We start from the raw sequence: 26007 nt of genomic DNA, 5'->3' as shown, positions 1-26007 counted from the left end.
CCTCCAATTCACACCTTTTCGGTCATTTCCTCGGCGACCTTGACCGAAAACACCAAATCATCGAGCGCTTTGATGAGTGTCTCAATCTCACCCGAGTATTTAACCTTTGTTATGACGTCTCCATCAACCCATCGGGTTCGCACATTTAAACTTTTCTTTAGCTCCGCCGGCATGGCCTCGTTGTCGACCTCTATCGCCTCCGCTACTGCCCTTGCCCTGAGCTCATCGCCGTAGTGCCACCGTATCTCAACGTTCGCCTCAATCTTCATTGCTCTTCACCTGCTTCGCCAGCGCTTCATTGAACAGCTTTATGAACTCGTCTATCCTGCCCTTTGGGAATCTAATGCCCGCGGCAATGGCGTGGCCGCCTCCCTCGCCTCCAAGCTTCTCGGCGACCTCCTTCAGGGCCTCACCGAGGTGGTAGCCCTTTTTGAGCGCTTTCTCGGTTGTCCTTGCTGAGGCCTTAACGAGGTTCTCGTCCTCCTCGCTGTCCGCTATCACAACGACGGGCTTCTCGGGGTTGGCCAGGCCAGCGTTGATGGCCATGTTCGCCACTATGCCCACGAGCGTGTCGCGGATGTTCTTGCCGGCGTAGAAGACGTAGGCGTGCTCGCCTTCCTCGGCCATGCTCCAGTTCTGAATCAGGAACTTTCTCGCCTCTATCTGCTCTCTCTTGTAGTCCTCGAGCATCTTTCTTGCCTTCCTGTAGGCGTCTTCATCGCCGAGGCATATTGCCACTCCGAGCGTTCCCGCGTTCAGACGGCCGGTCGCGTTGAGGAGCGTCGCGAATTCCCTCGCCTCGTGCCTGACGTCGCCCTCGGGATAGAGCGGGCTTATCACCACGTCGCCGATGAGCCTGTCGATGGCCTCTTTCGGCGCGGAGTGCTTTATCATGTGGACGAGCAAAGCCTCGTGGAGCTTCCGTTTTTCCTCCTCGCGGAGCTGCCAGTAGTGGACTTCCGGGTCGAAGCCCCTCGCGCGGAGCCATTCGATTGCCTTCCTCTCGTCGCCGGTAATCTCCGGTATTTCGGGATTGGTTGCGTAAGCCAACATCTGGTAGAGCGGTCTGCTCTCCCTGCCGAAGAGCCTCAACTCCTTCCTGACCTCAAGGATTCCGAGCTTCTTGCCGTCCTCGAGGATTTCAAGGTTGAGGCCGTGGAAGGTGCCGTCTATCTCCTGCATGTCGCCGACCGCGCCAACGGTCGCTATGTAGGCCAAATCCCTGTTCTTCTCGTTCATCTCCCTGGCCAGAAAGTAGGCGACGCCGGAACCGCTCAAATCGCGGACGCTGTTGGCCCCGAAGGGAACCGGGTTTACGAGGACCTTGGACTCGCTCGAAAAGTCGCCCTCCGGCGGGTGATGGTCGGCAACGACAACCGTTCCGTCGAGCTTCTTCTCAATGAGCTCTATGGAACCGCTTCCGAGGTCGCTGAAGACGTATATCTCCCTGTTCTCACGCGCGAGCTCGTCGATGAGCTCTTCACTGACCTGCTTGACGATGCTGAGCTGAAAACTTCCGCCTTCCCTCGCTACCGCTTTGGCCAGAATAGCGCCGGCGGTAATCCCGTCCGCGTCGCGGTGCGAGATTAGCCTTATGGTGTGACCTAACTCGATGTGCATCTTAATAAGCTCGGCTCCCTCGCGAACCCTCTCCAGAAAGGCTTCCCTGTCCACGGGGCATCACCAAGGAAGAAGAAGGAGAGGGTCAGCGAACGAGGAGCTTTGCCTGCTCCGGGTCGTAGCGCCACTTCGCCGGAAGCTTTCCGGTTCTCCTGTAGTACTTGACGAGGCGCCTAATCTTGCTCTCGATGAGCTGGAGACCGCGCCTTGAGTGCTTGTCCTTCGGGTGCTGTTCGAGGTGCTTCCTGAGGTTGACCGCGCGCCTGATGAGGAACATCAAGTCCTCGGGAATCTCGGGCGCGAGGCCGTTCTCCTCGAGAATCTTGGTTATCTTCTTGCCGGTGACGAGCTTGACGCTCGGTATGCCGTACTGGTCGCGGAGAATCGTTCCTATCATGGCGGTGCTGTAGCCCTCTTTCCTGAGCTTGACAACGAGAGCCTCAACCTCCTCGGCGGTGTACTCCACCCAGGTCGGCGGAGCGGTCCTCGGAGGCCTCTTTGAGCCTGACTTACCCCTCTTTCTCGCGTGCATCCTTGCCATACAACCACCTCCCGGTGACGGCCAGCTCCCGCCAGCCGCCCCTTCGCGTTGGGAATTGAGGAGGGATTTAAAAACCTTTGCCCGTAAAAGCTCTGTCCGAATCATTCTGAAGAACAATTGAGAGGAGTTCAAAAATTAAAAAGAACCTCTAAAAAATCCAAATCCTCGCCTCGCGGTACTCCCTGAAGGGCAGGGCCTGGAGCGTGGGCTTTATCTTCTCAAACGTCTCAGTGGGGACGTAGAACTTCACCGAGCCGTTGGGGGCTTTAAGCTCGACAGGGGTCTGGCCGTTGGCCTCGTTGCCGAGGAAGCCCTTTCCGCGCTTTATGGAAGTCTCCCCAATCCTCGCCACGAAACTCCTCGCGCTCTCTTTCGCGTAGTCGTCCACGTGCTCCACGAAATCGGGCGGAAGCTCAAGGGACGAGAGGTATTTCTCAACGGCTTCCTCGTACTCGGCCCTCGCCTTGACGGCGGTGTACAGTGAGATGTAAGCTCCCCCGTACACGAGACCCCTCTTGAGGGCATCGCCCCAAGTTCCCTCCTTCATCCGGATGTAGTAGACCTTATCCCCCACAACGGCCCATATTCCAAACTTGGGCTTTCCCCTCGCTATCTCCTGAACGGGAACTATCAGCTGTGCGTCCATAATTCCTCACCCTTCACCTCTGTTTGAACGACGTAAAAAAAGAAAGGACCGCGTCAGTCAACGTCGTAGGCGTAGCCCTTGACCGAGAAGCTGTAAACCCTACAGCCGAAGTCGTTGCAGGCCTTAACCGTCACGTGGTAGGTCGTCTCGTGCCTTCTGGCTTCGAGCTCGCTCTCGTCCGCGTACTGGACTGCCTTCTCGGTGACGTAGTCGAAGGTTGCATCGACGAGCTTCTCCTTGACCCAGTCGAGCAGGCCCTCCTTGAAGGCCTCCTTCGAGAACTTCTTGGAGTCGCGCGCGTCAATACCCTCTTCCGCTGGCGCGTCTTCGTCCTCGGGGATAAATGCCTCAACACCGCCGACGATTGTTTTTACCCCCTTGGCCGTTGCGACCATGCCGTAGACTATCTTCGAGCCTATGCTCCTCGCCTCGACCATCTTCGCCGTCAGGACGCCGATATCCTTCCCGGTCTTCATTACCTCCACGCTGTCCTCGTACTTCGTGTAAACGGTTCCAACGTCTCCCTCACCCGGAACGGTGTAGCGGTGGGGCACTATCCTCGCGTAGAAGAACCGCAGGCTTCCCGTGGTTCCGAAGTTGATTGTCCTCTTCTCCTGTCCGTTGACGAGGGCCCCGGGGACGGTTATCGTCACGTTCTTGCAGAACCGGCACTCGAACCGTAGCTTTCCGACGTCGAGGTTCTCGTCCCACGTCGCGTTGAGGAGCTTCACCACGGGCTCTGTCCGGTACTTCGCCTCGATGTTGAAGGTGTAGAAATATCTTTTCCAGTCGCCGTAGTTCAGCTCAACGCTGAAGGATACGAAGGAAAAGCCTATCTCTGTAAGGTTCGTGAAGGTTATCGTGTACGTGCCGTTGCCTCCTTCAACGCGGTCATCGTCGTTGCCGTAAATGCCTATGTAGCTGAGATTGTACCGCTCTTCCCGCCCTTCCGGGTAGATGACCGTGACCGGGGGAGCCTCAATCCGGAACTCCGCCGTGTCGCCGTCAAGAACCACAGTTATGAACTCATTGGGCTCTATCTCTTTTCCGTTCAGCAGAAACTTCACTTCACGCTTCACCCTGGGCTTAGGGGGCTCAGTTAGCTTTTCTTGGACTTCTCCGTACTTCGGCACCTCTATCGCGGGCGGGGCCTTCGGGTGGGACAGCGGGTCGGTCGGGTTCGTTCCTTCCTTCCACTCCACGAAGTCCGAGAACCCGTCTCCGTCGGTGTCTGGTTTCGTTGGGTCCGTTCTTATCGAAATCTCCTCGAAGTCGGTTAATCCATCGCCGTCGGTGTCGGGCTTTCTCATGTCGGTGTGCCACCACGTAATTTCGGCGTTATCACTTATCCCGTCCCCGTCGCAGTCCTGGAAGTAGGCGCAGGAGTCCCCTTCGATTATTCCGTCGGAGTCAAGGTCCTGCGCGCTCGGTGAGCCTGTGGAGGACCTGTAAACCTCGGTAACTCCATCCGGGACTACCGGAACAACATCAACCGAGTCCAGAAGTCCATCACCGTCCGTGTCCGGGTTTGCAGGGTTTAGATGAGTAATACGCGTCTCCGTGATGTTCGCGAAGAAATAGGCGTATTCAAAGTTCACCTCCTCGCCATCGCTCAAGCCGTCCCCGTCGGTGTCGGGGGAGAGCGGGTTCGTTGCCGGCGGGATAAAGCAGACCTGACCTTGGTACTCAAAGTAGGAATCGTCTACGATGGGTTCAGGATAGTATGAGAGCAGGTAGTCGTAGTTCTGAACGCAGACCGTGCCCTATGTCATGCTGTAATCGAGTGTCCAGTTGTAGTAATATGCGAGTGTATCGGTTACAACGATCCAGTCCGGAGTTGCGTTGTGGTAGGCGTAATACGCGAGCTCCGGGAGGACTTCCTCAAGGTCGCTCAGTCCATCGCCGTCGGTATCACCTGCCAGCGGATTCGTGCCGAGCCTGACCTCCCAACCGTCGTAGAGGCCGTCATCGTCGGAGTCTATCTCCACCGGGTTCGTCCCGGCTTCCAGCTCGTCCCTGTCGTTCAGGCCGTCCCCATCGCAGTCCGGGCTCGTGAAGCAGATGTAGAACTTCTGGCCGTTGAGGAGGGGGCTCGGGTGAGAGGGCCCGTCCCATTCTACCGCTGAGTAGGGATACATTCCCGGATGGTACGAATCATCGTAGGGCAGAATCTCGTTGCCGTCAACTATTCCGTCGCCGTCCCAGTCGGGATTTAGGTAGAAAGGTCTCTCTTCAGCTCCGTTCCAGCTCAGGGACATTCGAACCTCGAAGTAGTCGTCTATTCCGTCGCCGTCCGTGTCCCAGGACGTTGGGTCCGACGGGGGCAACTTAACTCCGAAATCGCCGTAAACCTCAAACTTGTCGCTCAGGTGGTCGCCGTCCGTATCGGGGCTCCTCGGGTTCGTCCCGTAGAAGGCCTCAATGGCATCTCCAAGGCCGTCGAAGTCCGTGTCGCTCAGAAACGGACTGCTCCCGAACTTCAGCTCGAAGCCGTCAGAGAGGCCGTCGCCGTCAGTGTCCGGGTTGGCCGGGTTGAGGTGGTAAATCATTCCGTAGTGGGTCTCGTTGTAGGCCAGCTCAAATGCGTCGCTTAGGCCGTCCCCGTCGGTGTCAAGGTAGGCCGAAGAATCGGCGACTGCTGGCACCGGCCGGGCCAGTGGAGCCAGTAGGAGGAAGATGAGAAGGAGCACCCTCTTCATTCCCCTTCCTCCGTCCAGACGATTTTGCAGGAGTCCCCGGCGAGGAACGTTACGTAGTCCCGCTCTATGGTCTTCTCCCGGCCGTCTTTGACGAGAACCGCACTGTAGTGGTAGGAGCAGGCCACGAGGTTCGTGCTGACGACGGAGCAGTTGGGCTCGCTTACGCTCAGCTCCCTGAAGTCAACCGCCCGGTAGAGGGCCTCGTGGAGCTCGACGAGAGACTCTTCGTCCACAACGCTCAGGTCGAAGAAACCGCTGACGTTCTTCTCGTCCTTAACCGCCGAGTAGTAAGCCTTTATCAACCCGGGCCCCTTCGAGAGGCAGTCGAAGGTCGAATCCGGGACGAGGGAGGCGTTCACGGCGAGTGTTCTGTTGAAGACCTCCGCCGTCATGACCCCGCTGGGCTTTTCCTCGACTCCGGCGGGCGTTTCCCCGGTCTGCGTCTGTCCGCCGGTCTCGGTTGAAATGGAAGAGGTGCTCGACGAGCTCGTTCCGGTCGCGCCCTGCTCCCCGCCGGGAGTTCCGGTTGTCGGGCTCTGACCAGTGCAACCGTTCGCGATGAGAACAACGGCAACGAGGAGCACGGGCAGAAGCCTTACCGCCCTCACTTCAGAATCTCCCCCTCGCGCTCAAGCATCTTCTCGTAGTTGGCGAGCGTCAGCCGTATTTCCACCTTGTCGTTGGGGTCCTTGTCCATCTTCACGATGTCGCTCTCGCGCCGGTAGTCGAACCAACCGCGCTCTTCCTCCTCGTCCTCGTCGTAGTAGTCCTCGTAGCGCTCGATGTACTCGATGAAGACCCTCTTCACCTTCGACCTTCGTATGAGGCCGACCTCCTTCTCCGCCACGTAGACCCTCGAAATCTCCCACCACCAGTCCCGGTTGCCAGTCCGTATCTTAATCTCCGGCCGGTACCTGCTCAGGACGTTCCACTTCTCCGCGAGCTCGCCGGCCCGGAGCTTGAACTCCTTGTGGCGTATACTCTTCACGAAGTTCGACGTTGCGTTCTTCAACGCGTCCATAAACCCCATTTCAGCTCACCTTCCGGGTCTTGAAATTTGAAAAAAGAAAGCTCACCATCTCCTGTGGTTCGGTCCGAGGAGGACGTAGAAGTCGTTTCCGGCCCAGGCGTAGTAGTAGTTCGCGTGAAAGCTGACGTGGCAGTAGCACTCGTCCTCGCCGTAGACGTAGTCGGGCGTGAAGGGGACGCTGAAGGACTGGTCGAGCGTCAGGTTGAGGTAGTACACCCTGTTGTCGTTCTCGTCGTAGTAGTAGCCGGTCGTTACGTTGTAGAGGGCTATCCTCCCGTCGAATCCAACCGCCAGCTGGGTGTCGTAGGTGTTGAACATTATCGAGAACGTTTTGGCCCCGGGAATCGTAACTGTCGCCGGGTAAACTCTGGCCACCGGGACGTAGACGTCGTTGGAATCGTATTTCCCAGTCAGCTCAATCCAGGTGAAGCGGTCGCCGTTGTATATCACCGCGTCCTCGATGTAGTGCTGGTAGGCGAACTTTCCTGGGACGTTGGTGAGCAGGGTGTAGAGCTTTCCGGCCCCGTACTTGTAGTAGCCTGCGACGTCGTAGAGGTAGAGGCCGGTCTCGGTTCTTATCAGCAGACCTTCCCCGTACTTCATCGGGTAGACCGCCACAATGTCCTCGGGGAGCGTTATTGACTTGGGCGTGACCGCGGGCAGTCCATTCTGGCGGGCGTTGTAGAGCTGGTCGCTTGTGTAGGTAATCACGTAGAGCGTTTTACCCTTCCAGGCCGTGTAGTAATAGTTGCCCCTCCTCGCGAGGGCGGTCACGCCGTCGGCGTCTATGTTCCAGCTCACGTAGCCGGTGGTCTCATAATACCGGAGTTTGCCCTTCGGCGTGTCCTCGCTCTTCAGTTCGTTATCGTAAATCAGGTAGAGCTTTCCGTCGGTTCCAGCGAAGAAGGGCTCGTCGGAGTCGTAGATGTTGATGGAGATGTCCCTTGGCGTCGCGGGGAGAACGTAGACGACGCTCAGGCGGTACTTGTTGATGTCCTCACCGCTGTAATACAGGTTCTTTATCTCACCGCCCCTGACCTCGACGAGGTAATTCCCGAAGGCGAAGTAGACGTCGGGAAGCCCCGCCGCCGCGTACGAGGCCCAGCCCATCCAGTCGTGGACGTTCCTGTAGTCTGGGCTCTTCAGCAGGTGAATCCTCACGCCCTTGAGGTCTCCGAAGTTGACCTCCTCGAAGGTGAACGATTCGAGAACGCCCTCAAGGTTCAGCTCCCCCGGCGCGGAGGTAGAGGTGCCCGTCTCGCCTGCCGTCTCCGTTCCCGTGCTCTCGCTCAGCTCCTTTCCAACACTGAAGGTGTGCTCACCTTTGAGCTCTGAAACGGGAACGACGATGTGGGCGAAGCCCCTGCTCCACGCCACCCCGATTTCAAGCGTGTTGTCGTCGGGCTGAACGAGTTTGACGTCGAGAACGAGGTCGGGGAAGGTTATGGTCCCGACGTAGTGATACGCGCTGTCTTCCCCAAGCTCGTAGAGGTAGAGCTTGTTCCCGTACGCGAGCGCGAGGTAGAACCAGCTGAGCGATGCCGATGACGGCCGTTTCTCGACCTTCAGGGGTTCGCTCACGTAAACCGCGTCGTCGTCCCAGTCGTAGTAGGCCGTGACCACCGAATTGGAGTCGCTTGAGTACAGAACCACGCTTCCAACTTCGTCGTGGTCGTTCGAGACAATCTGCCAGCTGTCATCGCCGAGGCCGGAATCGTGGACGTTGAGGTCCGGGTCAACGTAGTAGAACCCGCAGGTGGTCCCCATGTAGAAGCCCGCGATGGTTCCATCTCCAAAGGCCGGGTGCATCGAGAGGATGGTGCAGTCAAAGGTGTAATCCTCACTCTCGGCGTTGCCACCCTCAAAGGTCGTGACGGTGAGGTTGTCCTCGAAGGACGTCACTATCGCGAGCTTTCCACCTATCACCGTGGTCGCGTAGGCAAGTACACCCTTCTTTTCGCGGTACTTGTTGAGGGAGCGCAGGTAAACGCGAACGACCCCGTTCTCCCAGCCGATGTACTTATCATCGTCAAGCCGTATGAAGTCAAAGAGGTCGCCAACCACCCTCCCTGCCTCAGTGTAAACCCCATCGCTCCTGAGCTCGAAGTAGTAGACGTTCTTTCCGACCTGAAAGACCACGTTGTTGGCGGAAACCTCGTCCGGCGATGCCTCCCAGTTGGCGCTCGTCTTCGCGAAGTCCGCGGGTTTTTCTATAACTATGACCCCCACCTCGGCGTTCGTGCCCGACAGCGAACCCGTGTGAAGGGAATAGCCGAGCTCTTCCGTCGGCTCAAGGTTGAGGCTCTGGTATGCCCAGGGCTCCGCCTTTACGCTTTCCTCTGGCGTGGCCGTTGAACTGGTCGTGGGACTCTCTCCCTGGTTGCCTATCGAGCTTGAGGTAGCGGATTGGCTCTCGGTGGTTGGCGTATTGGTTCCGCCCATACAGCCGGCGGATAGAACCACAAAAACGAGAAGGATTGCAATCAAAACCCTCTTCATGACACCACCCCAAGAAAACGCGGTCCGGAGGGTAATCCCACGGGAAGGTCAGAAGTGGCGGTCTCGGATTGTTGATGTCGTTTATCCCCTGCGCATTTCAGGGAAGCTGGAGGCGATGCGGAGGTATCCGAAGTCGCAAAGACATTGAGAACCGCAGGGTGCCCGGCTGGAAAGCCGGTAACCACTTCCGCCCATCCCTCGTCGGGTGGAACCTGCAACGGGTCAGAGGATGGCCTTTCAATGAACTTCAGAAGAACGGATTCGGGGTCAGGACTATCCCCGTCGTTTCTTGGAGCCACCTCACGCCCCGGTTCCCGCGAATATCCGACGTAGACCGTCCCGGCGACGGCCCCGAGAACAATCAAAAGGGCGACCGCCACCACGACTACCTTCCTCATGGGAAGCCCTCCAAAGAACTAAACGGTACCAGCGCCGGTATTAAACTAACTTGGCCGAGGGGATATATTATCCTTTCCTTAGGTTGCCCTAATTCTCAAATCAGAAAGCGCAGGGCGATGAAAAGCCCGATGACGAGGAGCGTGAGCACGAAGGTTACGCTTATCGCTTCCTCGGCCTTGAGCCTGTATTGAGCCAGAATCGCGTTGGCCGCTATTGCCGGGGGCATGCTTGCCTCGACGAGAACCGAGTAGAAGACTTCAGGTCTGGCCCAGCGGAGGGTGAGGAAAACGAAGGCGAAGGGAATCGCAATCCTGAAGGTTCCAACCTCCAAGAGCTTTCTGACGTCGAAGGCTCTCAGCGTTATCCTCGAGCCGAAGTATATGAGGAGGAGAGGTATGCTGAGCCAGCCTATTGTTTTTATCGGCTCAATGATTCCGGCTGGGGGCTTTATCCCTGCGATAACGAGTGCCAAAGCGATTAAATTGGCCAGCGTCGGCGGGAACTTGAGGGCCTTCAGAAAGCTCTCCCTGACGCTCGCGCCCCCGCTGGAGTAGTGTGCCGCTATGAAAGTCACAATCGGAATTACTATCATCGAGTTGGTCGTCGAGTAGAGTATCGCCGGCGTTATGTCGCTGAGGAAGAGGCTCGCGATTGGAAAGCCCAGCGCGGCGGTGTTGGGGTAGATAGAGAGCACCATCAGCGCGCCGGCCCAGGGGTCGTCCTTGAGCTTGAAGCGCCCGTAGAGATAGGAAGTCGAGAGGCTTATGCCGATGACGAGGAAGACGTAGAGGAAAACGGTCTTTATGCTGAGGAGATATGCCAAATCCTTGCTCGCGACGTTGCCGAAGATGAACAGGGCGAGCAGAACGTCGTTGACGAGAATCCGAAGGTAGTCGAAGGGCTTCTCCGATTTAATCAGCCTTTTGAGAACGTAGCCCAGAGCTATGAGCGCGAGCATCTCGGCGATGTTCATGGTTAGAACTAAAGCTCAGCGTTTAAAAGGGTGTCGAAGCAGTAACTTAAAATCCTCCAAGGATTGTGCTGAGCCTGTTTCGAGATTTTCTACAGGGACTGGAGGTATTCAGCGGGTGTGGTTATTCTGCATTTGGGAATCTCGCCATTTAGCCTAAGGATGTCTGAGTCCCACGTTAAAAGAGCATCAAGTCCCATTTCAATGCAGTTGGCCAGTATTATGGCGTCTCCGGGAAGGAGACCATAACTCTCAATGAGTCCCTCCGCCTCCCACAAAGTGTGTTCGCTTATAGGGGAGTAATTGAGAACCTCAAACAGCCTGAGAGCTGGCTTTAGAGCAGGTGATGATTTAACAACAAGCTCCGGCTTCTTTTTGAGTGTGAACGGCCTTTCACCTGTCTCATTTCGAATGATTAGGTACAGAACCTCGGAATAAACGATGTCGTTGTAATATGGCTCTGTGAGGGCGAGAAGCTCTGAGATATTTCACTCACCAAAAGATGCTTCAGTATAACGTTAGAATCTATCATCACGCGGTCCATGCCTCATCGGCCTCGGCGATAAGCTCGTCGGCGTTTCTCTTCGGCTTGAGAGTTCCAAAGGTCTCGTTGGCAACCTTCAGCCTCTTCAGTGCCCGTTCTATAGCGAGCTTTGCGAGCCTTTCATCTACTCCGTCCGGTATTTTCACAACTATCTCACTCATATGTGGGAGTAATCTCCAGACGATAATAAACCTTTCGCGTGGATTCTTGCCAAACGCCTGTTCACGAAACAAAACGAGAAACGGAATGGACAAAATCAAAAGAAAAGAAGTGGGGGGTCACTTCTTTTCCTTCTTCTCGGCCTTGTGGAGTGGCCACCAGGCCTTCTCGCCGAAGAGGCTCATCATGGCCGGGCCGAGGAAGTAGACCGCCAGGGTTGCCGTTATGAGCACTCCAGCGGCCAGCGCGAATCCTATCTCCCTCGTTCCCCAGGTCGAACTTGTCATCAGCGCCCCGTAGGTCGTCGCCAGCACCGCCGCGAGGCCGATGACGACGAGGTCCATGCTTCCTGCCGCGACTATGAGTGCCTCCTTCGGCGAACGGCGCTCGAACTCATCGCGAGCCTTGACGAGGTAGAAACTGTTGTAGTCTATGCCGACTCCCATGAGCACTACGAAGACCATCAGTGGCAGGAACCACATTATCTCCTGCCCGAAGACCTTCTGGAAGAGCCACGTGGATATCGCTATGCTGAGGAGCACTCCCGTGCCGATGGTGGCCATCGTCGAGATGACCGCTGGAATGCCCCTGAGCGTCGGTATGAGGGACAGGAACATCAGCACGAGCGCCACCGGGAAGATTCTGTGCCAGAATATGTTGTTGATGAGGTTGCTGAGGTCGAGGTCCAAAGCGGCTCCACCGCCGACCATGCCCTTGGCTATCTTTCCGCTGGATTCGTAGCCCTTCATGAGGTCCCTAATCCCCTCGACCATCTGGTGGGCGGGCTTCGTCGTGGCCTCGTACTTGCTGACGACCTCGATGAGCACCATGTTTCCAGTGGTCGAGATGTACTTGTCCCCGCCGATGGCCTTGAGCTCCTCAAGGCTCGCGTTGACCGGCTTTCCGAAGGGCTGGGTAACGGTGTAGACGTACTTGACACCGTCAATCTTCTCGATGTCCCTGACAATCTGGTTGATGGTCGCGAGGTCCTTATCGGTAACCGGGTGGTTGAACTTGATGAGGACGTAGGTTGCGCCCATGACATCAGCACCAAGCTTGCTCTGGCTCACCTCAAGGAAGTGGTAGGTCTCGCTGTCCTTCGGGAGGAAGAGCTTGACGTCGTGGGTTCCGTTGAAGTTGGTGAAGGCGTAAACGGCCGGCGCGAGCAGGAGCAGGAATATGAGTATGACCGCCTTGGCGTGCTTGATTGACCACTTGGCGATTCTGCTCTCCTCATGTACGTTGGTCTCCTGAACGTGCCTGATGTGCCTCGGCCACCAGAATATCGGCTTGTCGCCGATGAGGACGGTTATGGCCGGGATAAAGGTGAGGCTCGCGATGAGGACGACGATGACTGCTATGGGCGCTATGATACCCATCTGCTTGAATATCGGGAACTCCCAGGCGAGTATGAAGCTCGCGAAGGCTATGATGTCGGTTGAGGCGCTGGCTAAAACCGCGTCCTTGGCCCTCTTCAAAGCCTCGCTCGCGGCCCTGTCGTGGTCGTAGCCTTCAGCCAGGTACTCCTTGAAGCGGTGCAGGTAGTAGGTCGAGTAGTCTATACCGAGACCTAACGCGGTCGTCACGGTAATCATCTGGGCCCAGCTTCCGACATTGATGATGTCCCCCTTGGCGAGCAGGTAGAGGATTCCGAGAGCTGTTAGCGTTGCCGTTGCGACGCCGGTGAAAGGCAGGAGCGTTGCGAGGAGGGCAACCCCGAGGATTATGAGGAGCACTATCAGCGCACCGATGAAGCTGAACTTGGTCGTCTTGTTGTTGTCCTCTTTACCGTAGTGTATCATCTCGTAGGTCTGAACCGGCGTTCCGCTGATGTAGGCCTTTGCATCTGGGAAGTACTTCTTCATCTCCTTCAGGAGGACTTCCTTCGCCTTGAGGGTGTTCTCGTACTGGAACTTGCTCTGCTCCTCGAGATTGGTCGTGTTGAGGCTCTTCGGAACCATCGTTATCAGCATCGTCGTGTTGTCCGGGCTCTTGAGCATGCCGATGTAGCTTTCAGCGAGGCTGTAGATGGACGGATAAATCCCCTCCTCTATCGGCTTAACGTCCTCCCTGGTTATCTTTTCTGGGTCGTCCCTGAACTGGAAGGCAATATCCACGAGCTCTTTGGCGTCTATGTTGAGCTCAACTCCGAGGTTTATCTCCTTCACGAACTTCTCGACGAGCTTCGCCGTCTTCTCCTTGACGAGGGCCTCGATATCGGAGTCGCTCATCGGATAGTTCTTCGCGACTGCAAGCATTATCTCCTTCAGCGTCTCCTTGACGTCCTCGGGGGCCGTCACGTTGGCGAGCTTCTCGTTGACGCCCTGCTCAAAGAGCTCGTAGGCTATCGTGTAGGCGTCCTTTCCGGCATAAATGTCGTCAACGACCTTTCCAATGTCTATCGGCGCGTTCCCGGCGAGGCTCGTGATAATCTCCTTGACGGCTTCCTTCACGCCGACTCCCCTGGCGAGCTCCTCAGGGTTCTTGACGACGGCGTTGACCATAACCGTGGCTACATTCTCGTTGCGGAGCTTCTCCGCGGTCTTCTGAATTAAGATTTCCTTCGCTATCGGCGCGACGTTTCCGTTTGAGTCGTAGACCTCGCTTATGACGCTCTCCGGAAGCTCAACGCCCTGTCCCTTCATGAGCTCGGCGAGCAGGAAAACCGTTGCCTTTTTCAGCGCCTCAGGGTTCTTCGCCAGAACGCCGGTTGCGTTGGCGTCGAAGGTAACGACCGTCTTCGCTATCGGCTTGGCTAACGGCTTCTGTTCTGCCGGAAGCTTCTCGGCCAGCGCCCCTGCGAGGAGGTTCTCCTCAAGCTCCCTGGTCGGACCGTAGATGAGGAGCGTCCTCAGTACCTCGTCGGCGTTGGGCATCTGGAGGAGCGGACTGCCGGCCATAAGAGCCTTCGCGACCTCGATTGTGGCGTCCTCAACGGCCAGAGCGCTCGGGTCCCTTCCGAGGCTTATCGAGACGTTGACGATGTAGGCGAGAGTCTTCGCGGGAACCTCACCGAAGCCCGGAACGGTGTAGCTACCACCGGCCATCTCGATGACCGTTGGCAGGTTCTTGAGCGCGTTGCTCGCTATCTCCTCAACGGGCCTGACCGCGTTCTCGCCGAGCTGAATGAGGGCGTAGTTGCTTCCGGCCTGCTCGTCAAACGCAAGAACTCCCTGGTAGAACGCAACCGAGTAAGCCTCCGCGAGGTTCTTCTGCATCGGGTCGGCTATCTGGGTCAGAACTATAGCCTTCGTGACGTTGGCCAGGAAAGCGTCGGTTATGGCCGTTGCCCCGTAAGCAGTGTAGGCAGGATAGGTCGCGTTGTAGACCGCGTAGACGAATTCAACCGGAACGCCGAGCTGGGTCGCTATCGCCTGTGCCGTCATTTCGCTGAGTCCGCTCTGGTAAGCTCCTGCCTGGACGAGGGCCCCGTAGGTTCCGAGGACGCCGAGGTAGGTCTTGGCGTAGCCGTCGCTCAGGTTGTAGAGGCCGAGGTTGAGGCTCGCTATCGTTGAGTTCAGCGTTCTCAACTGCTCGCTTGCATTGGTGAGGTTCTGGTGAAGCTCAACGTAGGCCAAATCCGTCTGGTTAAGCGCCTCCCTGAGGGCGAGGCTCTGGTTGTAGAGGGTCGTCAGGTTGGCTTCGAGCGCGAGATAAGCCCTTGCCAAATCTGGAACGGTTTCGTTGAGAACCTTTACCTGGTTAGTCAGGTTCTCAATCTGGATTAGCGTCATTCTGTAAGCCATGCTGGCGTTGAGGGCCGAGGTGTAGAGAATACCCGTGAGATTTGCGGTTGTCTTCGTGAGGTTGAGGGCTATCTCGTAGGACTTGTTGTGGAGCAGTTCAACGGCATCGTAGTAGGAGGTAAAGTTGCTCCCGTAGGGTTTCGCTTCTGCTTTAAAGCGCTCATAGGCTTCTTTAGCCTGGGGGCTGTTAACGTTGATTCCCGTGATGATTATGTACGTCATGTTGTCGTTCTGGGAGAAGCCCGGAAAGTACTCGCTCATGTTGTTCTGAACCTCAACGCTCTCCACGTGCTTGGGCATGAACTGGCTCATGCTGTAGTTGGTGACATCGCTCAGCTTCATCGCCAGCGGCGTTGCGAGCACTATGACCACTATCCACACCGCGACGATGAGCTTTGCGTGCTTCACAATCCAGTCGTTCCACGCCATCGTTCATCACCTATGTTGCCCTTCAACACTTCTCTTTTAAACATGTCTATTTCCGACATGTCGTCACAGGGAATAGTTTATAAAGGTTTTTGGTCATCCACATGTCAGGGGTGGTTGCGACGGAGTTCGAGAGGAAAATCATAAAGGGCCTCTTCACGGTCCCTTTGAAGAACATAATCCTCGTCATCGTCGGATTAAAGGGAGAAACACACGGCTACGAGATACTCAAGGAGCTGGAGAAGTTCACGGTTGGAATCTGGAAACCGAGCCACAGCAACCTCTACACGCTCCTCAACAAGATGGTGGAGGAAGGTCTCCTAGAACCGAGGGAGGAGTACCGCGGTAAGGTGAGGCGCGTAAAGTACAGGCTCACAGACAAGGGGTGGGAGTACCTGAGGACGTCGAACGACTTAGCTTTGCGCTCGCTCTACACCGCGATAAGCTACCATGAGAGGCTCAAGAAAAAGATTGAGGAAATGGGCCGCGAGAGGAAAATTGACAAGGAAACGTTGAGGGAGTACCTTGAGCTCCTCAGGCAGATTAGGGACCTTCTTGACGACGAAATTAAGGCCATAGAATCCAGGCTCGGATGAATCCAGATATCTTCGGCTTTTTGGCCTTTTCTGACTTTGTTACTCCGTACCTCTTCAGTTTCTTCGATTCATAATTGAGCCGACAAACCGATAAACTTTTATATACCTTTGGCGCCAGTTAAGTACAGAAAATTGTACTACAAAAGTCTGTACCTGGTGGTAGCATGGACGAGCTGAAGGCCCAGCTTGAGGAACTGAGGAGGAAGCTGGCCCTGCTTGAGGAGAGCGTTGACCCCGTTGACGAGGTCATGCTCTCCATAAAGGAGAGGCTCAGGAAAAAGCTGAGCGACGGCCAGCTTCCGGAGCTTGACGAAGAGAAGGCAGCGAAGACCCTCAAAGCACTCGCGAATCCAGACAGGATTAGAATCCTAAAGATGCTATCCAAACGGCCGATGGGTTTCAAGGAGATTAAAGAAGCCCTCGGCGTTGAAAGTCCGACCGTTTCGCACCATCTCAAGCTCCTCCTCAGGACGAGGATGGTCAGAAAAGGGGACAGGTACGAAATCTCGCCCGACGGACGTTTGTTTTTGCGCCTGCTTGAGATTATAACTGCTTTGGAGGGGGTGGAAGAATGAGTTACCCTTTCTATATTGAGGAAAGCCCGCGCTTCAAAATCGCGGAGTACCTGAAGAAGATAACGGCCGTTCTGCTGATAGTCTGGCTCTTCAAAGGTTATCTCGGCCTTGAGCCCTACAACCGCTACCTCGTTTACTCGATAATCGCGCTGATATTCGCCTTTGAGCTGCTGAGCGTCGGCAAATGGGTTGGAGTGACCGTTACGGGAATCGTCTTCGCGCTCGCCAAGGGCTTCCTGTGGACGAGCGTTTTTCTCTACTTCGGCGGCTGGCTTGGAATGCCCGGCGACCTGCACGACTTAGCTGGAAGGGCCTTTGCCTACGCCGTCGTCCTCTCAATAGCGGGACTGCTCATCGGAAAGGGCGAAGAAAAGCGGTTCACTTGGAAGGTCGAGAAGAAGGCTTACGAGTTCAGCGGTGCTGAGTTCGGGGACGTGAGGCTGAAGGGACGCGGGAAGGCATATCCCGTCAAGTTCGGGAACAGGAGGGTTGGCTGGGCCATAGAGGGCGAGGTGGAGGTTGAGGCCGAGACCCCTCTCGGGACTATAAAAAAGGCCCTCTCAAGCCCTGTTGTGGTCTGGGGTGAGCTGACCGTCGGGAAGAAGACGAAGGCGGAGGAGGGCTTTGTCGCTGAAGTGAGCAGGCTAATCAACCCGGACAGGCTCTACAAGAACAAAAAGGGCTCAACGGCCGTGGACCTCGGAATCATTAAGGTCTACGAGGGCGAGGACTTTGAGTATGTCAAGGTTCCCTTCGTGGAGGTCATCGAGACACCCCACGGAGAAGAAGTGAAGATAGGACCCTTCAGAATCCGCGATGGGAACCCTAGAAAGCCGAAGGAAATGCTCACCATCAGGGAACTCCGCAACGGCTTCCAGCTCACAAAGGTTGGCGACCGGCTGAAAATCCAGACCGACGAGTTCTCCATTGAAGTCGACGGGAACAGGGTTGTTTACAGGAGCGGAAACGAAACGCTCAGCCTCGGCGAAGCCGTCTCGCTCCGCTCCGGGGATATATCAGTTACCGTCGGCAAGGGACGGGCAAAGATACGCATCGAGGACGTCGTAATCTCGGCCAGGAACGGAGTCGTCAAGATTAGGGCCGGCGGCAGAACCCACACTATAGAGAACGACGAAGCTTACCGCCTGGTGGTCAGGAAGGCGAAGGAGATAGTGGACGAGCAGAGCGCCGGCCTCATCGAGGGCTTCGGCGTTGACAGGACCATGCTCACGCGGCGCGTTAAGGAGCTCCTAGACGAGCTGATGAACTACGTGGGGTGAGGGTATGGAGCCGGAGAAGCGTCTCAATGGCGCCGAGGAGGCCCTCTTCGACTTCCAGTCCGGGCCGCTGGAGGGATGGCTGTGAGGTTTGAGAACGTCGAAAGGGTCTGGATGAAGCTCGTCGATGCAGATGTGGAGGTACTGCCTTCATCCGACGGAGCGGTTCACGTTGAAGCCGCCCCGGAATCGGCGTTTTCCCTGAAGGAACGCTCCGGGAAGCTCAGCATCCTTACATCCACGGAATGGAAGCTCAAAAATCTTCCAAGGAAAGACAAAGAGCGCGCCCGGCTGGTCGTGAGAGTTCCAGAGGGCGTAGAAATAGCAGGGGGAATGAAGCGGGCCTCTCTGCACGCTGAGGCGGTGAGCTTCGACTCCCTCGCGATTGGAGAAGCCACCGCGGAGCTCTCGGAATGTTCCGTCAGAGACCTCGCGGTCGGTCCTGCAAGGCTTAATGGCTCTCTCTACGTTTGGAAGAAGACGAAGATAGCTTTCTCCATGGGGAGCCTTGAGCTCAAGGTGCTTGAACTGGAGGCACCAATCGACGCCTCGGTCGTCATGGGCTCCCTCAGACTGTCCCTGCCCGAGGACTGCGATGCAACTGTGGAGGTCGCGGGAAACGCTGACGGGGTCATCCTGAATTCGGGACGGCTCCTCGGGAGTGGCGAGCACAGGATTCGGCTCTCAAGCGCGAAAGGTGTCGTTGTGGTTGATACTTGGGGTGAGTTCGATGATGTTTGAAAACGTCCGGGAAGTTGACCTGAAGGCCACGAACGGCCGGGTTGAGATTGAGGGCTGGGAAAACGACTACGTTGAGGTTAACTACACGACACACGGCGAGGTGGAGGTGATAATCGAGAACGAAAACGGGAAGCTCGTCATAAGGGAGGAGCCGAAGAGAAGGTTCCGGTTCGCGGGCGTCCTCAAAGCGGAGGAAGGCTGGGCCGAGATAGAGCTTAAAGTGCCAAAGGGCGTCCCGGTGAAGGCCAAAAACGTGAACGGGGAGATTATAGCTGAAGGCGTCCGCTTCACCGGCGTGACCACGGTGAACGGTGAGATAACGCTCAGAAACTGCGAGGCCGAGCTGATAAAGAGCGTGAACGGCGAGATAGAGGCCCACCTTCCCGTTGCCGGCCCTCTAGAGGTTTCCACTGTGAACGGGGACATAGAGGTGACCCTCGAAGAGCTCGACGGTGACGTCTCGGTGAGCTGTGTCAACGGCGACATAACGCTCCGCCTCACCGAGTTCTGCGACGCGAGGGTTGAGGCAAGGAAAGTGAACGGGGACGTGAAGCTCATCGGAATCCAGGACGGGGTCATCGGCACCGGGGACTTCATAATCCGGGTGAAGACCGTGAACGGCGACGTTCGGGTTGAGCTGATTTGATTCTTTAATTCCCTAATTATCTAATCCTGCAATTCAATGATTGTTGATGGCAAGGGGGTTAGCGGACATGCTCGACTCGAGAATGGGCCGGAACTTCTGGCTCTACGCGGTGGGCAGGTGGATTTCGCGGGCCGGATGGGTGGTTCAGGACGTCGCGGTCCCGCTCTACGTGCTCGATAAGACGGGAAGCGGGGCAATGATGAGCCTCTTCGTGATGGCTGAGCTGATTCCGGGTCTTGTAGTCAACCCGATTGCGGGCGTTGTGGGCGACCGCTACGACAGGAAGAAGCTCATGTACGGTCTCGATATAGCTAGGGGGATTCTGCTCTTCGCCGTTATCGCCTTCAACCTTCTCGGCATCTATCAGCTCCTCGCGGTTCAGGTGGTCATGAGCGTCATGGGGGCCTTCTTCTCGGCGGGCATAGTGGGAATGTTCCCGGATTTGGTGGAGAGGGAGCAGCTGGCGAGAGCGAACTCGATACTGCAGAGCGGGGGACAGGTCATCAGGATACTCGGCCCGATTCTTGGTGGTGTAATCTATGCTCTCGGTGGGATTAAGCTCGCCATGCTGATAAACGCGGTCAGCTTCTTCGGCTCCGGCCTCTTCGAAGTTCTAATTGACTACCGCCGGGAGACGCGGGAGCTTTCAAACCTGCGCGAGGTCTGGTCGGAGATGCTCGACGGCTTCCGCTTCATAAAGGGCTCAAAGAACCTGATGGTCCTCGTGAGCTTTGGCGTCCTCCTCAACACGCTCCTCAACCCCGTCTTCGTCGTGGTCATCCCCTACCTCGCGAGGGTCGAGCTCGGCCTCTCCTCCGTCCAGTTCGGGAGCGTCGAGACGGTTGCAACGCTCGGCGCCCTCGCCGGGAACCTGCTAATCGCTTTGAAGCTCGGCCAGCGGTCGGAGGGTGTGCTCTTCAGGGCCCTGTTTACAGAGCTCGCCTGTCTCACAGCCCTCGCCTTCGTGACGCGCTCCATACTTGGTGAACTTGCGTATCCGGCCCTCCTCGTGACTATCTGCCTCATAGGGTTCTTCAACACCCTCGTGAACGTTCCGCTGTTCACAAAGCTCCAGAAGGCGGTCCCGGACGATTTTCGCTCCCGCTTTTTCATGGCCCTTGAGACTGTCATGATGGCGACGACGCCGCTCGGCATGGCCCTCGTCGGTCCCCTGCTCGACGCCGCGGGAGTAACACCGGTGGTCCTCGCGCTCACGATTCCGAGCGTGCTCATAGCGTTATACTACTACCTCCGCTTCGGGAGAATTGTTATAAGCATCGGTTCGGAAAAGCTGGAGGTGGTACCGTGAGCCTCGGCAGGAACTTCTGGCTCTTTGCCATCGGCCGCTTTATTTCCCAGCTCGGCTGGGCAGTTCAGGACGTCGCTCTGCCGCTCTACGTGCTGGACAAAACGCACAGCGGCTCAATGATGACGCTCTTCATCTTGGCGGAGATAATCCCCTCAATCCTCGTCATGCCCTTCGCCGGCGTCGTCGGCGACAGGTATAACAGAAAGTGGCTCATGGTCGGCTTCGACCTGCTCAGGGGAGTTCTTCTCTTCGGCGTCATAGCCTTCAACTTCCTCGGAATCTACCAGCTCCTGGCGGTTCAAATCGTGATGGCAATCCTCGGTTCGTTCTTCTCCGCTGGGACGGGGGCAATGTTCCCGGATTTGGTTGATAAGGAGCTCCTTGAAAAGGCCAACTCGACGGTCGCCTCGCTGACCATAATAGCGCGCCTCCTTGGGCCGGCCCTTGGCGGTTTAATCTACGGAATCGGCGGGATTAAGCTCGCCATGCTGATAAACGCGGTCAGCTTCTTCGGCTCGGGCCTCTTCGAGATTCTCATTCGCTACGAGTGGAAGGCGAGGCCGATTGAAGGGCTCGGCCAGGTATTGAGCGACATAAAGGAAGGCGTCCGCTTCATTTTCAGACACAGCTACCTTAAGACCCTGATGACGTTCGCGATATTCATGGGAATCTTCGGTGCGCCCTTCGGTGCCGTCCTGCTTCCCTACGCGATGAGGGAAGTGCTCAAGTTCACGAGCGTCCAGTTCGGCCTCATGGAGAGCTTCTTCATGGGCGGGGCCCTGCTCGGAAACATCCTCATAGCGGTTAAGTTCGGTAAGAACGCCGGAAGGTTCCTGTTCAGGGCGATGTTCATAAACGGCTTCGTCATGGTGGTCTTCATTTGGCTCATATCCCCTGCTTCTGGCCTGGGAAGGAACGAAGCCTTCGCCCTTTTGATGGCAGTTTCAATCATCATGGGAGTGGCCGAGGCATTCATAGACATTCCGATACAGTCGAAGATTCAGCGTGCCGTCCCGAGCGAGGTTCGCGGCAGGGTCTTCTCTGCCCTCGGAATCCTCACGAGGATTGCCACGCCCCTCGGTCTCGTCCTCGTCGGTCCCCTCCTGAACATCTACCCCGCGTGGCTCGTGGCGTTTGGGATGTGGTTTGGCATGGCAGTCGTGGTGGTCTACTACTGGGTGAAATACCGGGATGTCCTTCTAAAAGACGTTGACGGGCCACCAGCGGCAGAAGTGGAGAATCCGAGGCCGTAAAACTTTTAAATACTTTTTGTAACTTTTGTTGACGAGCTCGTGGGGGTGGTAAAATGAGTGCGGTGGACCTCGTGATGGGTAAAATACTCACGGACATGCTGGAAATAGACGGGGTCATAGGGACGATAGTGGTCGACAAGGACGGCCTCGTCATCGAGTCGGCGATGAAGAAGAACCTCGACCGCGAGGCCATCGCCGGGGTCCTCCACGAGCTCGTTTCTGCCATAAAGCTGATGGGCGACCAGTTCGGGGCAGGAGAACTCAAGGAGGCCATTCTTGAGTTCAAGAACGCCAGGATGTTCACCAACCCGATAGGAAGCGACTACTACCTGATAGTCATCGGCGACGCCGACCTCAACCTCGGCAGGATGAAGCTTGAGCTCAGGAAGGTCCTCCCGAAGCTCGAGGAGATGCTCTACTGAGGTGGTCGCCATGCCCATCCGTCTCCTTTCCTTTTTGTGGAGGGAGAAACCGGAAATCTATGAGATGGTCATCACCCAGGACGGCCTCAGCCTTGAGGGCAACGAGAGGCTCGGGGCGCACATAGAGGACGTTCTCCACTACATCGAGAAGAAGGCTGGAGAGCTGGGCCTTGAGGGGAGCGTAGAGGTCTTCATCCGCAACGGGAAGAAGGTGATAGCGATAAAGCGAATCGGCGGGCTCGGAGTTGCCGTCGTCAGCCCGAGCCTTGAAGAGGCCGAGAAGGCATTGAAAGACGTGGAAAGCAGGGCAAACGAACTCCTCAGCGACCGCTACGAGGAGGCAATGGAGGAGTACCGGCGCTCTATTTGACCTCCTTCAGCTTCCCCTCGCGCTTTTCTATGAGCCTCGCCATCACGAAGAGCAGGTCGCTGAGCCTGTTGAGGTAGACGAGCACCTTCTCCCCTATGCCGACCTCAAGGTAGAGCTTCGCGACCCTCCGCTCGGCCCTTCGCGCTATCGCCCTGCAGACGTCGAGCTTCGCACTTGCAATCGTTGAGCCCGGCAGGACGAAGGCCCTGAGCTGGAGCTCGTCTTCGTACTTCTTAGTGAGCTCCTCAAGCCAGCGAATCTCGTTATCCCCGACCTTCGCGTACTTTCCCTTGCTCGCGAGTTCTGCCATTAGGTCGTAGAGCTGGACTTGAACCCTCTCAAGAATTCCGGCCATTTCGTCCGGCACGTAGTGCTTTGCCTCGCCGATGAAGCTGTCGAGTTCGTCAATCGTTCCGTTGGCTTCCATTATCGGGGAGTTTTTGGCGACTCTTTCGCCCGTGAAGAGGCCGGTTAAACCTTTATCGCCAGTCTTGGTGGTTATCGGCATTCGCATCACCAGCGTTTTTAACATCTCCATGTTTATTAGGCTTCCGGAAAGCTTTTTAGGGTGACCGTGAAAGAACTGCGGGTGATGCTATGAAGCGCCTGGCGGTTGCAATCGTATTACTATTCTTGGTAGGGCTGATTCCGACGTCGTTTTCTGTCGGGGCAAGCACTACCCACGTTACAAAGACCGTTTCAATAGAACCGACCGATGATACGTGGATAGCGGAAAGCGGTTACGTGGACTACAAAACTTACAGACTCGCCGTCGGTACCTATTATGGCAAGGAGGAGAGGGCCTACCTTAAGTTCAACCTCAACGGGGTCATCCCCAAGGGCGCCGTTATAGTCAGCGCAACCCTCTGGTTGCACGCTTATAACCACTACGGTTACCGCACTCATAACATCTCTGTCTACGGCGTCCTCGATGACAACTGGAGCGAGGATACCCTTAGGTGGTACAATCAGCCCACCGATGCCGTCGGTCCCCTCGACTGGAGAGTCATCTCGCTTCCGGACGGAAACGTCAACGCCGATTTCACCTGGAACGTTACCGAGTTCGTCAGGGAGCAGTTTGAGACCGATGGCGTCGTCAGCTTCTACCTCCACTCGAACCTCAGCCACGTGGACGTCAAGGACTACATATACTTCACCTCCAAGGACAGCAAGTACATTGACGAGCACCCCAAGCTTATAATCGAGTACTACGTTCCCGTCGCCGTTAAGTCTCTCGAAATAAACGAGCCCCTCTACTCTGGAATCCCGAGCAAGGTTTATGTCAGCATTACCAACAGCGGAGACGCGGAGACCAACGTCACCTTCTACCTTAAGATAAACGGCGTTCCGCTCTACACTGAGAACCTTACCCTCGGACCAAAGAGCACCGAGACCCTTGAGAAGACCTGGATTCCGATGGCTAAAGGGGAATACAACGTCACCGCAGAGGTCGTCGGCGATGGAATCAACGACTTCATCACCAAGCAGGTTCAGGTTTACGTTAACCCCTACAGGCTGTTCTACGGCCTCACATACCTCTACGAGAACGGCTACAACAGGATTGCACCCCAGCTCGATGAGCTCTACGAGAACCTGACCGCCACCGTTCAGGAGCTCCAGAAGTGCGGTGTGAACCTCGGCGACCTCTCCGACGACGTCAAGTGGATTGAGACCAACTACAACCTCACCAAGGCCGAGTACGCCAAGTTCCTTGAGATGAAGAACAGAACGGCGCTCTTCCTTTCGGGGAACAGGCTTTACACTTACTCCGTCATGGTTCACATAAGGAAGGCCCGCTTCCTTGCGCAGGACGTTGTTGAGAGAATCGAAAAGGTTCTCCCAATACTCCAAGAGACGCTCGTCAAGGTCGAGCCCCTCTGCCACCCGCCGGTGAACGAGACCAACCAGACCCAGACGAACCAGACGGCCGGAAACGTGACCGCGCCCTCGAACGGAACCGTGACAAACCAGACGATGGCCAACTACACGATTCACATCACCAAGGCCCTCATAGACCTCTCGCACGGCCAGTACTACTTCACCAAATACGGCTTCACCGGCCTCCAGGAGAACATAGAGGAGCTCGGCTGGGAGGTTAACGTCACCTACGCCCCGCTCACCTACGACGAGCTGAAGAAGTACGACGTCGTCATACTCACCAACCCCAAGACGAAGCTGAGCGACGAGGAGATAAGCGCCCTCAGAAAGTACGTTGAGGAGGGAGGAGCACTCTTCGTGGCCGGCGACTGGTACAAGTACCTCAGCGAGGGCCTCAACGTACTCCTCGAAGGCACCGGCGTCCAGTTCGAGAAGACCGAACTCATGGACGACGACAGGAACAGTGGAAAGCTCTACTACCCGTTCGTCGGAATCTACAACAGGGACTGCGCCATCACCAAGTACATCCCCGAGAACTGGACGATGTACTACAACGGCGACACCCTCAAGATTACCGGCGACGCGAAGTGGATAATCAGGGGCTACGAGAGCGCCTACGCAGTTGACGCCGAGGGCAACACCGTCTACGAGAAGGGAAGCGAGCCCGTCGTTGCCGCGGCGGTAACCTTTGGAAAGGGCAGGATAGTGGTCTACGGTTCAAGCAAGGCCCTCAGCGATGCCTACTATGGCAAGTACATCAAGAGCAACTGGCCCTTCATCAAGGGTGCTCTCCTCTGGCTCGTCGGAGAGGAGAGCTGATTTCCTTCCTTTTCTTAAATTTCCCTCGGCGGGACGAGAATTCCGAGTTCCGTTATTATGCCCCGGACGTATTTCCAGGGCGTGACGTCGAAGAGGAAGTTTCTCACGCGGTAGCCCTGCCTCGCGTAAGGTCTCTCGAGTATCTCAACCTCGTCGCTCTTGAGTTCTGGATGGAGCTTGAAGCTCTCGGTTGCGACGTAGAAAGGAACGCCGTTGTCGTGGCACGCAAGAGCGAGGAGGTAGGTGCCGGCTTTGTTCACAACCGCCCCATCGCGCGTTACGTTGTCCGCTCCCACAAGGGCTATCGTGGCGTTCCGGGCGAAGAGGCCGAGCTGAGCATCGGTTATGACCTCGAAGCGGATTCCTTCCCGTTCGAGGGCGCTCGCCAGCGCTATTCCCTCATAGTCGGGGGCGCTCTCGGTGAGGATTACCTTGAAGTTCACCCCCTTGGCCTTTGCCGTCCTGAGTATCTCAAAGACCGCCGACGAGAAGGAGTGTGTTATAACCGTGTCGCCGTCCTCTATGAGCTCGCTTCCGATGTTGCCGATTGTCTTCTTCGCCTCGTCAATCAGGCGGAGGAACTCTTCCGCCCGGGACCTGACGAGGATGGGGTTGTCCGTTACGGGAATGAAGCGCGAGAGGTTGTAGAGCGAAGCCATCGTTGGGTTTATCCTTGGAAGCTCGTGCCTGAGCTCAATGAGGGCCTTCCTCAGCTCGTCGCCCTCAAGAAGGTCTGCCAGAATCAGGTAAGCTTCCGCTCCCCGTCTGGCCATCCAGCTTGCACCGCGTATCCTCTCGGCGCGGAGTTCTTCAAGAACGGATTTGACCTCGGGGGGAAGCAT

The 26007-nt window shown here is 56.5% G+C and carries 25 protein-coding genes; 10 read left to right on the top strand and 15 right to left on the bottom strand.

What is annotated here, in order from left to right; genetic code table 11:
• Nucleotides 1–8: 8 nt before the first annotated feature.
• The 13 genes from E3E30_RS03665 to E3E30_RS03605 all read right to left on the bottom strand — a co-directional run bounded on the left by E3E30_RS03665 (nucleotide 9) and on the right by E3E30_RS03605 (nucleotide 15282).
• Complete coding sequence (locus E3E30_RS03665) at nucleotides 9–269, bottom strand: KEOPS complex subunit Pcc1 (RefSeq protein ID WP_042689520.1); 261 nt, start codon at nucleotides 267–269, stop codon at nucleotides 9–11.
• Nucleotides 259–1674: a DHH family phosphoesterase gene (locus E3E30_RS03660; RefSeq protein ID WP_167728482.1), complete on the bottom strand. Its 1416-nt coding sequence runs from the start codon at nucleotides 1672–1674 to the stop codon at nucleotides 259–261. Before E3E30_RS03660 ends, E3E30_RS03665 begins: the two co-directional genes overlap by 11 nt.
• Nucleotides 1675–1705: 31 nt before the next feature.
• Nucleotides 1706–2161 (bottom strand): 30S ribosomal protein S15, encoded by a 456-nt coding sequence (locus E3E30_RS03655; protein WP_042689525.1) that lies wholly within the window; start codon nucleotides 2159–2161, stop codon nucleotides 1706–1708.
• A 148-nt stretch (nucleotides 2162–2309) separates the two neighbouring features.
• A complete protein-coding gene (locus tag E3E30_RS03650) occupies nucleotides 2310–2807 on the bottom strand; it encodes a hypothetical protein (protein ID WP_167728481.1) in 498 nt (165 codons plus the stop codon).
• A 53-nt stretch (nucleotides 2808–2860) separates the two neighbouring features.
• The gene (locus E3E30_RS11345) at nucleotides 2861–4471 is read right to left on the bottom strand and encodes a hypothetical protein (RefSeq protein ID WP_346765905.1); all 1611 of its coding nucleotides are present in this window, start codon (nucleotides 4469–4471) and stop codon (nucleotides 2861–2863) included.
• A 99-nt stretch (nucleotides 4472–4570) separates the two neighbouring features.
• Entirely contained in the window at nucleotides 4571–5506 is a 936-nt protein-coding gene (locus E3E30_RS11340; RefSeq protein ID WP_240922517.1) for a hypothetical protein, read from the bottom strand.
• Complete coding sequence (locus E3E30_RS03640; RefSeq protein ID WP_167728480.1) at nucleotides 5503–6114, bottom strand: hypothetical protein; 612 nt, start codon at nucleotides 6112–6114, stop codon at nucleotides 5503–5505. Before E3E30_RS03640 ends, E3E30_RS11340 begins: the two co-directional genes overlap by 4 nt.
• Entirely contained in the window at nucleotides 6111–6536 is a 426-nt protein-coding gene (locus E3E30_RS03635) for a hypothetical protein (RefSeq protein WP_167728479.1), read from the bottom strand. Before E3E30_RS03635 ends, E3E30_RS03640 begins: the two co-directional genes overlap by 4 nt.
• Nucleotides 6537–6578: 42 nt before the next feature.
• A complete protein-coding gene (locus E3E30_RS03630; RefSeq protein ID WP_167728478.1) occupies nucleotides 6579–9035 on the bottom strand; it encodes a hypothetical protein in 2457 nt (818 codons plus the stop codon).
• Complete coding sequence (locus E3E30_RS03625; RefSeq protein WP_167728477.1) at nucleotides 9032–9433, bottom strand: hypothetical protein; 402 nt, start codon at nucleotides 9431–9433, stop codon at nucleotides 9032–9034. The genes E3E30_RS03630 and E3E30_RS03625 overlap by 4 nt, the downstream gene beginning before the upstream one ends.
• 95 nt (nucleotides 9434–9528) lie before the next feature.
• Nucleotides 9529–10407 carry an AEC family transporter gene (locus tag E3E30_RS03620; protein ID WP_167728476.1) on the bottom strand — a complete coding sequence of 293 codons (879 nt, stop codon included), beginning with the start codon at nucleotides 10405–10407 and terminating at the stop codon, nucleotides 9529–9531.
• Nucleotides 10408–10935: 528 nt separating this feature from the next.
• Complete coding sequence (locus E3E30_RS03610) at nucleotides 10936–11109, bottom strand: hypothetical protein (protein WP_156927373.1); 174 nt, start codon at nucleotides 11107–11109, stop codon at nucleotides 10936–10938.
• A 117-nt stretch (nucleotides 11110–11226) separates the two neighbouring features.
• Nucleotides 11227–15282, bottom strand: coding sequence for an MMPL family transporter (locus E3E30_RS03605; protein WP_167728475.1), 4056 nt, complete (start codon nucleotides 15280–15282; stop codon nucleotides 11227–11229).
• Between the two features lie 101 nt (nucleotides 15283–15383).
• On the opposite strand from E3E30_RS03605, the gene E3E30_RS03600 reads away from it, so the two are divergent.
• The 9 genes from E3E30_RS03600 to E3E30_RS03560 all read left to right on the top strand — a co-directional run bounded on the left by E3E30_RS03600 (nucleotide 15384) and on the right by E3E30_RS03560 (nucleotide 22468).
• Nucleotides 15384–15875: a PadR family transcriptional regulator gene (locus tag E3E30_RS03600; RefSeq protein ID WP_042689548.1), complete on the top strand. Its 492-nt coding sequence runs from the start codon at nucleotides 15384–15386 to the stop codon at nucleotides 15873–15875.
• A 164-nt stretch (nucleotides 15876–16039) separates the two neighbouring features.
• The gene (locus E3E30_RS03595) at nucleotides 16040–16450 is read left to right on the top strand and encodes a metalloregulator ArsR/SmtB family transcription factor (protein ID WP_167728474.1); all 411 of its coding nucleotides are present in this window, start codon (nucleotides 16040–16042) and stop codon (nucleotides 16448–16450) included.
• Complete coding sequence (locus E3E30_RS03590) at nucleotides 16447–17730, top strand: hypothetical protein (RefSeq protein ID WP_167728473.1); 1284 nt, start codon at nucleotides 16447–16449, stop codon at nucleotides 17728–17730. The genes E3E30_RS03595 and E3E30_RS03590 overlap by 4 nt, the downstream gene beginning before the upstream one ends.
• Nucleotides 17731–17811: 81 nt before the next feature.
• Nucleotides 17812–18468, top strand: coding sequence for a hypothetical protein (locus tag E3E30_RS03585; protein WP_167728472.1), 657 nt, complete (start codon nucleotides 17812–17814; stop codon nucleotides 18466–18468).
• On the top strand, nucleotides 18458–19114 hold the full coding sequence (locus E3E30_RS03580) for a DUF4097 family beta strand repeat-containing protein (RefSeq protein WP_167728471.1): 657 nt from the start codon (nucleotides 18458–18460) through the stop codon (nucleotides 19112–19114). The genes E3E30_RS03585 and E3E30_RS03580 overlap by 11 nt, the downstream gene beginning before the upstream one ends.
• Nucleotides 19115–19181: 67 nt before the next feature.
• The gene (locus E3E30_RS03575; RefSeq protein WP_167728470.1) at nucleotides 19182–20423 is read left to right on the top strand and encodes an MFS transporter; all 1242 of its coding nucleotides are present in this window, start codon (nucleotides 19182–19184) and stop codon (nucleotides 20421–20423) included.
• Nucleotides 20420–21676, top strand: a complete 1257-nt coding sequence (locus E3E30_RS03570) for an MFS transporter (RefSeq protein ID WP_167728469.1) — start codon at nucleotides 20420–20422, stop codon at nucleotides 21674–21676. The genes E3E30_RS03575 and E3E30_RS03570 overlap by 4 nt, the downstream gene beginning before the upstream one ends.
• A gap of 53 nt (nucleotides 21677–21729) precedes the next feature.
• Complete coding sequence (locus tag E3E30_RS03565) at nucleotides 21730–22098, top strand: roadblock/LC7 domain-containing protein (RefSeq protein WP_042689568.1); 369 nt, start codon at nucleotides 21730–21732, stop codon at nucleotides 22096–22098.
• A gap of 10 nt (nucleotides 22099–22108) precedes the next feature.
• Nucleotides 22109–22468, top strand: a complete 360-nt coding sequence (locus tag E3E30_RS03560; protein WP_042689570.1) for a hypothetical protein — start codon at nucleotides 22109–22111, stop codon at nucleotides 22466–22468.
• On the opposite strand, the gene E3E30_RS03555 is transcribed toward E3E30_RS03560, so the two are convergent.
• Nucleotides 22461–22976, bottom strand: coding sequence for a cob(I)yrinic acid a,c-diamide adenosyltransferase (locus E3E30_RS03555; RefSeq protein ID WP_167728924.1), 516 nt, complete (start codon nucleotides 22974–22976; stop codon nucleotides 22461–22463). The two genes, E3E30_RS03560 and E3E30_RS03555, sit on opposite strands and share 8 nt — an antisense overlap.
• An 89-nt stretch (nucleotides 22977–23065) precedes the next feature.
• Between E3E30_RS03555 and E3E30_RS03550 the strand changes: the two genes are divergently transcribed.
• Complete coding sequence (locus E3E30_RS03550; protein WP_167728468.1) at nucleotides 23066–25165, top strand: DUF4350 domain-containing protein; 2100 nt, start codon at nucleotides 23066–23068, stop codon at nucleotides 25163–25165.
• A gap of 14 nt (nucleotides 25166–25179) precedes the next feature.
• Here the strand turns inward: E3E30_RS03550 and E3E30_RS03545 are convergent, their stop codons facing one another.
• The gene (locus E3E30_RS03545; RefSeq protein WP_167728467.1) at nucleotides 25180–26007 is read right to left on the bottom strand and encodes a translation initiation factor IF-2B subunit alpha; all 828 of its coding nucleotides are present in this window, start codon (nucleotides 26005–26007) and stop codon (nucleotides 25180–25182) included.

It is taken from the genome of Thermococcus sp. 9N3 (assembly GCF_012027685.1).
GTDB classification, from domain to species: Archaea; Methanobacteriota_B; Thermococci; order Thermococcales; family Thermococcaceae; genus Thermococcus; species Thermococcus nautili.
Note: the sequence above shows the minus strand (reverse complement) of the source record. Positions and strands in the feature narration are given on the sequence as shown.